The sequence below is a fragment of the Janthinobacterium algoris genome (assembly GCF_051380935.1).
GTDB lineage: Bacteria > Pseudomonadota > Gammaproteobacteria > Burkholderiales > Burkholderiaceae_D > Janthinobacterium.
On sequence record NZ_JBNYXZ010000004.1, the window covers coordinates 66,227 to 78,269 of the forward strand.

Consider the following 12,043-nt stretch of genomic DNA (forward strand, 5'->3'; position numbering starts at 1 on the left):
AATACTGGAATTATTGAATGAATGCAAAGGCCGCGGCGGTACTCCCTTACTTCAGTGCGATGGCGATATCGACCAGTCCCACAGCGCCATTGCCGATGGCGGATGCGGCCGGCGTGGCCGCGCCGCCGCTCAGCACCGCCGCGCCCGTCGCCAGGTCGATGCGGTACAGGGAGCTGGGGCCGCCGGCCGTCGTGCGCAGGGCCGCCAGCGCCAGCCCGTTGGCGCCGCCCGCAATATCGAAGCCCACGTCGCCCGCCACCGCGACACCCAGCAGCCCTATATTGACCAGGGTGCCGTCATTCGGTGGATTTTGCAAGGCGAGCGAAACGCTGGCCGTGTCGATATCGAACAGCATGGTCGCCGTAGTGCCCGCAAAGCTGTTGGTATAGGCGGCTGCCGTGACGATGGGCGCCGCGCCCGTGCGGTTGACGGCGCCGTCGGTGGTGGTCGCACCCGTGTCGACATTGATGCGCAGGCTTTGCCCCGTATTGCCGATCACGCGCAGGCGGTCGGCGACGGGGTTGAAATCCACGCCGAAGGCCGTGCCGGCGATGGCTGCGTAGGGTGCGGTGGTATCCAACGCATCGGCGGTGAGCGTCGCCTTGACGCTGGCCACGCCCGTGGCCGGGTCAATGGTGACGATACGCCCGGCCGAGGAAATCCCGTACAGCAGGCCATCCTTGGGACGAATGTCAACGCCCAGCAGGCGCTCGCCCGCCGCCAAGCCCGTGACGGCCACGTTGGCGTCCAGGGTGTTTGGCGTGGCCGTCTTGAAGGTGACGATGCGATTGTCGTCCGTCAAGCCATAGGCGATGGGCGTCGCCGGCGCCTTCAAGGCGATGCCGCGCAGTTCTTCCGTCACGCCAATGGCCGCCACCAGGGTCGCCGGCGCGGTGCTAGCCGCCAGATTCAGGGTGTACAGGTTGCGCGCGCCGGCCACCGTCATGACGGCATAGCCTGTGTTCGTGCGTGCATCGATGTCGAAACCGGATACGCTGGTGGCCGCCACGCCCAACGGCACGGCGCCGGCCAGGGTGCCGTTATTCGGCGGATTTTGCGTGTATAGGGTGGCGTTGGCCCCATCGATGACGTACAGGGTGGTGCTGGCCGTACCCGCGAGGCTGTTGGTATACGCTGCAGCCGTGATGGCGGTGCTGGCCACGCCGCCGTTGATGTTGCCATCCGTGGTGGTGGCGCCCGTATCGGCATTGATGCGCAAGCTTTGCCCCGTGTTGCTGACGATGCGCAGGCGGTCGGCGACCGGGTTGAAATCGACGCCAAACTCCGTACCGGCCAGCGCCGTGTAGGGCGACGTCGCGTCGGCCGCATCGGCCGCCAGGCTCGCCTTCAGGGTGGCCGCGCCCGTTACACCATTCAAGGTGTAGATGCGGCCCGTGCTGCCGACACCATACAGCTGGCCATCAGCGGGACGGAAATCTATGCCCAGCAAGTTTTCGCCGGCCTGCAGGCCCGTCACCGTCACCGCTGTGCGGATGGTGGCCGGCGTGGCGCGGTCGAACGACAGCAGCTTGTTGCTGTTTGTCAACACGAAGACATCGCCGGCCACCGCCACGGGCGGCGGTGGCGTGACGACAACATCATCATGGTCATCGCCGCCGCAGGCGGACAAGGTCATGGCGATGGCGGAAACGAGCAGCAGCTCGGCAAATGGCAAGGTCGGTAATATCGGCATGGTCGTGGCCCCTGAAAGAGTGAGTGGAAGTGCCGCTCGTGCCGCCGTTGCGGCGAGCGCACCCCTGTACTACTCGCCATGCGCGCATTTGGATGCAGCGGCGCGAAAAAATTTTTGCCCCCGCTTATGCTTACCTTTGGACAACTTAATTCAAGTTAAGCCTTACGGAAATCCTCTGCACCTACAGCGTGCAGCAGGCGGACGGCAAGACTGCCGCCCAACACACGGCGGGCTGGAGCCTGGCACGCAAGCGGCCTATCGGCGCCTTTACGGGCTAAGCCCGCAAGGCGGCTACTCCTCCAGCCCTCCCCCCAGCGCCTTGTACAAGGCCACGGACGACTTGAACTGGTCGCGCCGCACGTCGAGCAGGGTTTGCCGGGCCGCATACGACTGGCGCTGCGCATCGAGCAATTCCAGCCGGCTGTCCTGGCCCGCGCCATAGCGCAAGGCCGACAGCTTGCGCCGCTGTTCGGCAGCCGCCACCACCCGCTGCTGCGCATCGATCTGCTGCGCATACGTGGCGCTGCCCGCCAGGCCGTCGCGCACGTCGCGGAAGGCTGTCTGAATGGCTTGCTCATATTGCAGCACGGCCACGTCCTTGCGCAGGCGCGACAGTTGCAGTTCCGCGCGCAGCTGGCCGCCCTGGAACAAGGGTTGCGTGACTTGCGGCGCGAACGACCAGCTGCGCGCGCTGCCACGGAACAGATCACCGAGCTCCGGGCTGGCCAGGCCCAGCGACGCCGTCAGCGACAGGCGCGGGAAGAAGGCGGCGCGGGCGGCGCCGATTTCCGCATTCGCCGCCACCAGCGCAGATTCGGCTTGCAGGATGTCGGGACGGCGCGCCAGCAAGTCCGACGGCAGGCCGGGCGGCAGTTGCGTCAGCACGGGCTGGCCATCGAGCGGCCGGCCAGCCGGCAAGTCGGCGGGCAGCGGCGCGCCCAGCAGCAATTCCAGGTTGTTGCGCGCCAAGGCGCTGGCCCGCTCCCGTGCCTGCACATCCGCTTCCGCCGTGGCCGCCTGCCCTTGCGCTTGCGCCACGTCCAGGCCACTGCCCTGCTGCGCGCCGTGCAGGCGCTGTGTCAGGACCAACGCCTGGCGCCAGTCGGCCAGGGTTTGGCGGGCCAGCGCCAGCTGCTCTTCGGCCAGCCGCTGTTCCAGATATGCATCGGCGACGGCCCCGATCAGGGCCATGTGCGCGGCGCGCTGTCCCTGCTGCGTGGCCAGGTAGCGGGCAAACGCGGCATCCGACAAAGAGCGCAGGCGGCCGAACAGGTCGATCTCGAACGCGCTCATGGCGATGCCCGCCGTGAACTGATTTTGCGTCACCGCATCGGCGCCGCGCTGGCGCACGCCGCCCGCATTGGCGCCGATGGCGGGATAGCGGCCCGCATCCTGGATCTGGTACTGGGCCCGCACGGCTTCCACGTTGAGGGATGCCACGCGCAAGTCGCGGTTGTTTTCCAGCGCCAGGCTGACCAGGCGCTGCAGGCGCGCATCGAGCAGCATCTGGCGCCAGCCCAGGTCGGCGGCACTGCCCGCGGCGAATGACGGCGTCGCCTCGTAACTGGCGGGAATGGGCGCCGCCGGCTTGACCAGCGGCGGCGTCAAGGAACAGGCCGACAAGACCAGCGCGGCCAGGGGCGTGATAAAAATCAAACGCATTACAACTCTCCTTCCACCGCTTTAATCGCAGTGTGATTATTGCGTTTCTTGAAATAGCTGCCCACCTTGTCGACGGCGCCCAGCACCACGACAAAGAACACGGGCACGAAAAAGACGGCCAGCACGGTGGCGGTGATCATGCCGCCGAACACGCCCGTGCCGATCGCGTGCTGGGTTTCGGCGCTGGCGCCCGTGGCCAGCATCAGCGGCACCACGCCCAGCGCGAACGCCAATGATGTCATCAGGATCGGGCGCAAACGCAACCTGGCCGCCTCCACCGTCGCCTCGACCAGCCCCTTGCCTTGCGCCTGCAACTGGCGCGCATATTCGACGATCAAAATGGCGTTCTTCGCCGACAGGCCGATGATCGTGATCATGCCCACCTTGAAGAAGACATCGTTCGGCATGCCGCGCAGCATCACGGCCAGTACGGCGCCCAGCAAACCCAGCGGCACCACCAGCATCACGGAGACGGGAATGCTCCAGCTTTCATACAGGGCCGCCAGCACGAGGAACACCACCAGCATCGACAGCGCCATCAGCATGGGCGCTTGCGACGCCGATTCCTTCTCTTGCAGCGACTGGCCCGTCCACGCCAGCGCGAAGCCGGGCGGCAGCTGTTTCACCAGCCGTTCCATTTCCAGCATGGCGTCGCCGCTCGATACGCCGGGCGCCGCGCTGCCGGAAATGCGCGCCGCCGGATAGCCCTGATAGCGCACCAGCTGCAGCGGCGATTCGCTCCACACGGGGCGCACCAGCTCGCCCAAGGCCACCATGCCGCCCGCGTTATTGCGGATGCGCAAGGCCAGCACATCGGTCAACTGCATACGCGACGGCGCATCGGCCTGGATGATCACTTGCTGCATGCGGCCAGCATTCGGGAAATCGTTGATATAGGTCGAGCCCATGGCCGCCGTCAGCATGTCGGCAATGGCGGTAAATGACACGCCCAGCGCCTCGGCCTTGGTGCGGTCGATATCGAGGCGCACGCTGGCGCCGGGCGGCAAGCCGTCCGGATACACGCCCGCCACCTTGCTGCTTTGCGCGGCCAGGCCCAGCAACTGGTTCTGCGCCGCCTGCAGGGCGGCGATGCCCTGGTTGGCGCGGTCTTGCAGGCGCATGGAAAAGCCGGACGAGTTACCCAGTTCATCGATGGCGGGCGGCATCAGGCTCATGATCACGCCCTCCTTCGCCTGCGACATGGCGGCCTGCGCCAGCGCCACTTCTTCCTGCGCCGTGGCGCCGTTGCGCTGTTTCCAGTCCTTCAGCATGGTGAACGCCAGGCCCGCATTCGGCCCTGCGCCGGAAAAGCTGAAGCCGAGGATCGATTGATTCACTTCAATGCCGGGCCGCGTGGCCACGTGCTGCTCGTACAATTTGACGACATCGAGCGTGCGCTCCATGGTCGCGTCGGACGGCAGCTGGATCGAGGTGATGAAGTAGCCCTGATCTTCCTCGGGCAAGAAGGCCGACGGCAGTTGCATGAAGGCCACGCCCAGCACCGCGACGATGGCGCCATACACCACCATCGAGCGCCCTGCACGCTTCAGCATCGCCACCACGCCCTTTTCATAGCGCGCCGTCATGCGTTCGAACTGGCGGTCGAACCACAGGAAGAAGCCCTTCTTGTCGTGGTCGTGCGGTCCGATGGGTTTCAACATGGTGGCGCACAGGGCCGGCGTCAGGGTCAGCGCCAAAAACGCCGAAAACAAAATCGACACGGCCATGGCCAGCGTGAACTGGCGGTAGATCGCGCCCACGGAGCCACTGGCCAGCGCCATCGGAATGAACACGGCCGTCAGCACCAGGGTGATGCCGACGACGGCGCCCGTGATTTCGCGCATGGCTTTCGACGTCGCTTCCTTCGGCGACAAGCCTTCGGTGGCCATCAAGCGCTCCACCGCTTCCACCACGACGATGGCGTCGTCGACGATGATGCCGATGGCCAGCACCATGCCGAACATGGTCAGCACGTTGATGGAATAGCCGGCCAGCAGCATGACCGTGAAGGTGCCCATCAGGGCAATCGGCGCGACGATGGCGGGAATCAGGGTGTAGCGTATCTTTTGCAGGAACAGATACATGACGAGGAAGACCAGCACCATCGCCTCTAACAGGGTGACGATGACCTTTTCAATCGAGATTTTCACGAATGGCGCCGTATCGAACGGCACCGAGTACTTGATCCCGGCCGGCATGGTGTGCGCCAGTTCGGCCATGCGCGCGCGCACGGCGCTGGCCGTCTGCACGGCGTTGGCGCCCGGCGACAGCATGATGGCGGCGCCCGACGCGGCTTGCCCGTTTTCGCGGATACTGAAATTGAAGCTTTGCGCGCCCAAGGACACGCGCGCCACGTCGCCGATGGTCACTTTCGAGCCGTCCGCGTTCGCGCGCAGCACGATGGCGGCAAATTCGGCCGGTGTTTGCAGCTGGCCCTGCACCGTCAGCGGGATGGTGACGCGCTGGCCTTCCACGGCGGGAGAATCGCCGAGGCGGCCCGGCGCGATCTGCGCATTTTGCTGCGCGATGGCGGCTGTCAGCTCTCCCATGGCGATGTTGTACGACACCAGCTTGGCCGGATCGACCCAGATGCGCATGGCCCGCTCGGAGCCGAACAGCTGCACCTTGCCCACGCCGGGAATGCGGCGCAGTTCTTCCGTCACATTGCGCGCCAGGTAGTCACCCAGCGCCACTTCATCATGCTGGCCATTGTCGGAAATCAAACTGACGATCATCAAAAAGCCCGACGACGCCGATTCCACCGTCAAGCCATTTTGCCGCACGGCTTGCGGCAGGCGCGGCTCGATGGCTTTCAAACGGTTCTGCACATCCACCTGTGCCATTTCCGGATTGGTGCCGGGCTGGAAAGTGACGGTGATCGAGGCCGAACCCGAGGTATCGGTGGACGACTCGAAATACAGCAGGTGCTTGACGCCCGACAGTTCGCGTTCAATCAGGCCCACCACGGAATCGTTCATGGTTTGCGGCGTGGCGCCAGGGTAGTTGGCGCTGATACTGACGCTGGGCGGCGCCACGGAAGGAAAACGCGCAATCGGCAATTGCGGTATGGCGATCAGTCCGAACAGGACGATGAAGACCGCCACCACCCACGCAAAGACGGGGCGGTTAATGAAAAATTGAGGCATGTCATTAAACTTTCAACAAATACGGATCAGCGCACGGCGCTGACGGGAGCTGCGGTGGCAACGGCGGCGGCGCGCTTCCAAGGCTGCGGTGCGGCGGTGGCGCCCGGCTGCAGGCGTTCCTGGCCTTCGATGACGACGGTGTCGCCGGCTTTCAAACCGCCGTTGACCACATACTGGTGCTCGACCACGTCGCCCACGGTAATTGGTTTCAGGCTGGCTTTGTGCGTGCCATCGAGCACCCAGGCCTGGGCCAGGCCGCCGCTGCTGTGCAAGACGGCTTGCTGCGGCACGAGCACGCCATTCGGCTGCACGGCGCGGGCAATGCGGGCGCGCACAAACATGCCCGGCAGCAGCTGGCGCTGCGGATTGTCGACCAGCACGCGGATGACGGCGTCGCCCGTGCCCGCATCGACGCTGATGCCGGAAAACAGAATGCGCCCCGTGACGGGATGCGGCTGACCATCCGCGCCGAGGATGGTCACGGGCAGCTTGTCCGCGCCTTCGTTGCCTGAGGCTTGCAGCGCCGCCAGCGCGGCGGCCGGCTGGCGCACGTCGACATACACCTTGTCGATCTGCTGGATGCGCGCCATCGGCGCCGCGTCCGCCAAACCCACCAGCGCGCCTTCCGTCACCAGTTCGGAGCCGATGCGTCCGGCAATCGGCGCCTCGATGCTGGCAAAGGCCAGGTCCAGGCGGCGGCGCGCCAGGCTGGCCCGCGCCTGCGCCACGGTGGCCACGGCTTGCTCGCGCTGGGCCACGGCATCGTCATACGCCTGGCGGCTGATGGCGTCCGCTTCCACCAGCGGTTTGAGGCGATCGGCCTGGCTGCTGGCGCGCTTCGCCGTGGCCACCGCATGCTGCAGGGCGGCGGCGGCCGAATCGACGTCCGCCTGGAACGGCGCCGGGTTGAGCTGGAACAGCTTCTGCCCCGCATGCACTTCGGCGCCCTGCTCGAACTGGCGGCGCAGCACGATGCCGCCCACCTGCGGGCGGATGTCGGCCGTGCGGAAGGCCGCCACGCGACCCGGCAATTCATCGCTGAGGACCACGGAGGCCGCTTGCAGCTTGAGCACCGTGACGGCGGCGGGCGGCGCGGCGCCTTCTTGCGGCGCGGGTTTGGAACAGGCGGCAAGGCTGAGCAGTGCCGCGGCGATCAACATGTTTTTCTTGGAGAGGTGGCTCGGATGCATGGTCTTTTCTATGGCAGATCCCAACCGGCGGTCCGGTCGACAGATAAGCGCAGCATAAAAGGCCAAGGTGGATATTTCGTCAAAGAAATGTGGAGATTCGATGGAGAGAAAGAAGAATGCTAGACTATTTAGATGAACTATCATCACAGCGCCAGCCAACCCTCTTTTCTTGCCACCACGCCGCCTACCGCCCTCGTCCTGATCGCCGAAGATGAACCGCAAATCGCCCGCATCCTCGCCGGTTACCTGGAGCGCGACGGCTATCGCACGGCCTTTGCGCACGATGGCCAGGAAGCGCTGAACCAGCACCTGGCGCTGGCGCCGGACCTGCTGCTGCTCGACGTGCAAATGCCCCGTGTCGATGGCTGGGGCGTGCTGACGGAAGTGCGGCGGCGCGGCGAGACGCCCGTCATCATGCTGACGGCGCGCGACCAAGATGCGGATAAACTGGCCGCCTTGCGCGTGGGCGCCGACGACTACATCATCAAGCCCTTCAATCCGGCCGAAGTGGTGGCGCGCGTGGCGGCCGTGCTGCGCCGCTCGCGCGTGCGCCACCACCCGGTGGGCGGCCAGCGCCTGCGCTGCGGTCCCATCGAGATCGACCAGGAAACGTATGTAGCCAGCGTGTTGCGCGACGGCGTGCCCGTACCTTTGAGCCTGACCCTGACGGAGTTCCGCTTGCTGGCGCACCTGGCGCGCACGCCACGGCGCGTCTGCAGCCGATTGGAACTGCTGGAGTCGTGCATGCCCGAGAGCAATTCGATGGAACGCACGGTGGACAGCCACGTCAGCAAGCTGCGCAAGAAGCTCGAAGAAGCGGGCGTCATGAACATGCCGGCCAGCCTGCGCGGCGTGGGCTACCGGCTGGAAAGCGAGCTCTGATGCGCTTCACGGGCCTGAACCGGCAGATCGTGCTGTCGATGTCCGTGCTGATGGTCAGCAGCATCCTGCTCATCTGGATGGGCTCATGGATCTTCTTTGCCGTTGCCTTCAAGATCGACCCCGGCATGCTGTCCGAGCCGGACGACTGGTCGCCCAGCACCGTCGAGTGGCTGTGGATCTTCGCCATCACCATCTTCGGCTTGCTGCTGGCCGCGTTTTTCGCCATCAAGCTGGCCGCGCGCATATTGAAGCCGATCAATTCCGTGATGGACAGCGTGCGCCGCGTGGCGCATGGCGACCTGTCCGCGCGCGCCTTCGCTGGCGACCGCAGCCTGGGCGAGACGGCCATGCTGGTCGATGACTTCAACAGCATGGCCGAGCGCCTGCAGCGGACGGCCAAGGAAAGCGAGACATGGAATGCGGCCATCGCGCACGAACTGCGCACGCCCGTGACGATCTTGCGCGGCACCTTGCAAGGCGTCGTCGATGGCGTCTTCAAGCCCGAGGAAGTGCCGTTTTCCAGCCTGCTGTCGCAAGTCGAGGACCTGGGCCGCCTGATCGAGGACTTGCGCACCCTGAGCCTGGCCGACAGCGGCTACATGCAGCTGCGCATGGCCTGGACGGACCTGACCCTGGAAATCGAGGAAGTGGGCCGCCTGCTGGCGCCGGACATGGAAGCGGCCGGCTTTACCCTGCAATTGCACCTGTCCGACCATCCCGTCTGCTGCGATGCGGCGCGCATCCGGCAAATCGTGCTTGCCCTGCTCGACAACGCGCGCCGCTACGCGCATCCGGGCCTGCTGCGCGTGCGCACCCGCGTGCAGGCCGGCCAGTACTACCTCAGCGTCGAGGATGCGGGCCCCGGCATTGCCGACGAACTGGCGCCGCATGTGTTCGAAGCGTTCCGCCGCGGCGACAGCACCAAGGTCGACTTGAACGCGGGCAGCGGCCTGGGCCTGGCCGTGGTCGAAGCCATCGCGCGCGCGCATGGTGGCAGCGCGGTCTGCACGCGTGGCAAGGCGGGCGGCAGCCTCGGGGGAAGCTTATTTACCGTCAAGTGGCCGGTCGAGCATGGCGCGTTACCGCCCGTCGGCTGACTATGTCGGCGGCGCGCGCAGCATATCGGCAAAGGCGCGCAATACAGCCGGCATCTGCCGCCGGCTTGGGTAGTACAGGAAGTAACCGGGCGGCGGCGGCAGGCAGTGCTCCAGCACGCACACCAGGCGCCCCACCGCGATATCGGCGCGCGCATCGGCTTCGTACACATACGCCAGTCCCGCGCCATCGCGGGCCGCGCGCAGCATCAGCTCATCGTCATCGAACACCAGCGGGCCGCCGACGGCGATGCTGACGGCTTCCCCCTCCAGTTCGAACTCCCACGCATACTGGCGTCCGCTGGGAAAACGCCGGCCTATGCAGGCATGCTCGAGCAGCGCGCGCGGCGTGACCGGCGCACCATGCGCCGCCAGGTAGGCGGGCGACGCCACCACCACGAACGGTTGCGGCGCGCCCACGGGCACGGCGATCATGTCGGCCGCCACCTGTTCGCCAAAACGGATGCCCGCGTCAAAACCGTCGCGCACGATATCGATCATGCCGTCATCGGTGACCAGTTCCACCTGCACGCGCGGATAGCGCGCGACAAAACCGGCCAGCATGGGCGCCAGCAGCAGCCGGGCGGCCGGGCGCGGCACGTTCAAGCGCAGCTTGCCTGCGGGCACATCCTGCAAGGTGCTCAGGTCGAGCAAGGCATCCTCAATTTCGCGCATGGCCGGCGTCAGGCGCGCCAGCAACTGCTGCCCCGCCTCGGTCGGCGTGACGCTGCGCGTGGTGCGGTTCAACAAGCGCACGCCCAGGCGCTCTTCCAGCACGCGCAGCGCATGGCTGAGAGCAGAAGCGGACACGCCACGCTCAAGGGCCGCCTTGCGAAAGCTGCGCAGCCGGGCAACGGCGGCAAAGGCCGTCAATTCATTCAGATCAGCCATTATTGAGGAAAAAATTCATGAGCCATTTTCAGTAATACATACAAGATAAGGCATCTTATCGCATGCTGTTGCTTCGTCCATACTCATTGCATCTTTTTTGACGAGGAATGACAATGGAACACAGAACACTGGGCAACTCCGGCTTGCGCGTCGCTCCCATCGGCCTGGGCTGCATGGGCATGAGCTTTGCCTACGGCGGCGCGGACGAGGCAGCATCGCTGCGCGTGCTGCACCGCGCCGTGGAGCTGGGTGTCACCCTGATCGATACCCCTACGCCAACGAGGAACTGGTGGGCCGCGCCTTGAAGGCGCTGCGCGGCAAGGTCAAGGTCAGCGTGGCCACCAAGTTCGGCTTCAAGATCTTGCCCCATGGCCAGGGCGTGAACGCATGGCGGGCGTGAGGCGATGGCGGCCAACGCGAACATGGTGGCCGAACTGCAACGCCTGGCGGCGGCGCGCGGCGCCACGGCGGCACAACTGGCCCTGGCCTGGCTGCTGGCGCAAGGCGACGGCATCGTGCCGATTCCCGGCGCCCGCAGCCTGGCGCACCTGGAAGAGAATGTGGCTGCCGCGCAGATCAAGCTGAGCGAAACCGAGCTGGCCGCCATCGCGCCCGCTAGCGTGCAGGGCGCGCGCTACCCGCAACATGAGCTTGTCATGCTTGGCCTGTAGACAACCGTGCTGGAGTGCGCTAACTTGAGTACGCTAACTTGGGTAAGCAATACAGGTTCTTTGCCCCTTTGCACTTGAAATGCCTGAATCCGCTATCATTTCCAATCTGAACTATTCATTTTGAAAGGGATTTACATGTCCGATTTGCTCGAAACACTGCAATGGCGCTATGCCACCAAGAAGATGGACCCGACGAAAACGGTGCCGCAAGACAAGGTCGAGCGCATCCTGGAAGCCGTGCGCCTGACGGCCAGCTCCAGCGGGCTGCACCCGTATGAAGTGTTCGTCGTGACGAATGCTGCCCTGCGCGAGCAGATCAAGCCGCATGCGTGGAACCAGTCGCAAGTGACGGACGCTTCGCATCTGCTGGTGTTTGCCGCGTGGGACAATTACACGGTCGAACGCATCAACAAGATGTTTGACCTGGTCAACACCGTGCGCGGCTTCAAAAATGAAGGCTGGGAAGCGTACCGCCAGCAAATCCTGGCCACGTATCCGCAGCGCGATGCGGAAACCAACTACCAGCACGCGGCGCGCCAGGCGTATATCGGCGTGGGCACGGCCCTGATTGCCGCGGCGCAGGAAAAAGTCGATTCGACGCCGATGGAAGGCTTTGACCCGGCCAAGGTCGATGACATCTTGAACCTGCGCGAAAAGGGCCTGCGTTCCGTCGTCATGCTGCCGCTCGGCTACCGCGCCGACGAAGGCGATTGGCTGGTGGACCTGAAAAAAGTACGCCCTGCGCGCGAGCAATTCATCACCGAGCTGGCGTAAGCGCCTCGCCCGTGATTGAAAAGCGGATGCCCTCACCGGC

General features: G+C 65.3%; 10 protein-coding genes. 5 read left to right on the forward strand and 5 right to left on the reverse strand.

All coding sequences use genetic code 11. The features are described from left to right. Positions 1-46: 46 nt before the first annotated feature. From ACQ4W7_RS07245 to ACQ4W7_RS07260, 4 genes are all read right to left on the reverse strand, one after another. On the reverse strand, positions 47-1,693 hold the full coding sequence (locus ACQ4W7_RS07245) for a DUF4394 domain-containing protein (RefSeq protein ID WP_436529469.1): 1,647 nt from the start codon (positions 1,691-1,693) through the stop codon (positions 47-49). A 291-nt stretch (positions 1,694-1,984) separates the two neighbouring features. After that, on the reverse strand, positions 1,985-3,355 hold the full coding sequence (locus ACQ4W7_RS07250) for an efflux transporter outer membrane subunit (RefSeq protein WP_436529471.1): 1,371 nt from the start codon (positions 3,353-3,355) through the stop codon (positions 1,985-1,987). Next, complete coding sequence (locus tag ACQ4W7_RS07255; RefSeq protein ID WP_436529473.1) at positions 3,355-6,501, reverse strand: multidrug efflux RND transporter permease subunit; 3,147 nt, start codon at positions 6,499-6,501, stop codon at positions 3,355-3,357. The genes ACQ4W7_RS07250 and ACQ4W7_RS07255 overlap by 1 nt, the downstream gene beginning before the upstream one ends. Positions 6,502-6,527: 26 nt before the next feature. After that, a complete protein-coding gene (locus tag ACQ4W7_RS07260) occupies positions 6,528-7,691 on the reverse strand; it encodes an efflux RND transporter periplasmic adaptor subunit (RefSeq protein WP_436529475.1) in 1,164 nt (387 codons plus the stop codon). 132 nt (positions 7,692-7,823) lie between these two features. On the opposite strand from ACQ4W7_RS07260, the gene ACQ4W7_RS07265 reads away from it, so the two are divergent. Both ACQ4W7_RS07265 and ACQ4W7_RS07270 read left to right on the forward strand, forming a co-directional pair. Then, positions 7,824-8,573, forward strand: coding sequence for a response regulator (locus ACQ4W7_RS07265; RefSeq protein ID WP_436529477.1), 750 nt, complete (start codon positions 7,824-7,826; stop codon positions 8,571-8,573). After that, on the forward strand, positions 8,573-9,670 hold the full coding sequence (locus ACQ4W7_RS07270; protein ID WP_426074349.1) for an ATP-binding protein: 1,098 nt from the start codon (positions 8,573-8,575) through the stop codon (positions 9,668-9,670). Before ACQ4W7_RS07265 ends, ACQ4W7_RS07270 begins: the two co-directional genes overlap by 1 nt. Here the strand turns inward: ACQ4W7_RS07270 and ACQ4W7_RS07275 are convergent, their stop codons facing one another. Beyond that, on the reverse strand, positions 9,671-10,558 hold the full coding sequence (locus ACQ4W7_RS07275; protein WP_436529479.1) for a LysR family transcriptional regulator: 888 nt from the start codon (positions 10,556-10,558) through the stop codon (positions 9,671-9,673). It lies immediately after the preceding gene. 113 nt (positions 10,559-10,671) lie between these two features. Between ACQ4W7_RS07275 and ACQ4W7_RS07280 the strand changes: the two genes are divergently transcribed. The 3 genes from ACQ4W7_RS07280 to ACQ4W7_RS07290 all read left to right on the forward strand — a co-directional run bounded on the left by ACQ4W7_RS07280 (position 10,672) and on the right by ACQ4W7_RS07290 (position 12,003). Then, positions 10,672-10,863 carry a hypothetical protein gene (locus ACQ4W7_RS07280; RefSeq protein ID WP_436529481.1) on the forward strand — a complete coding sequence of 64 codons (192 nt, stop codon included), beginning with the start codon at positions 10,672-10,674 and terminating at the stop codon, positions 10,861-10,863. Between the two features lie 99 nt (positions 10,864-10,962). Beyond that, positions 10,963-11,229: an aldo/keto reductase gene (locus tag ACQ4W7_RS07285; protein ID WP_436529483.1), complete on the forward strand. Its 267-nt coding sequence runs from the start codon at positions 10,963-10,965 to the stop codon at positions 11,227-11,229. Positions 11,230-11,364: 135 nt separating this feature from the next. Beyond that, positions 11,365-12,003, forward strand: coding sequence for an NAD(P)H-dependent oxidoreductase (locus ACQ4W7_RS07290; protein WP_426074345.1), 639 nt, complete (start codon positions 11,365-11,367; stop codon positions 12,001-12,003). The last annotated feature ends 40 nt before the right edge of the window (positions 12,004-12,043 follow it).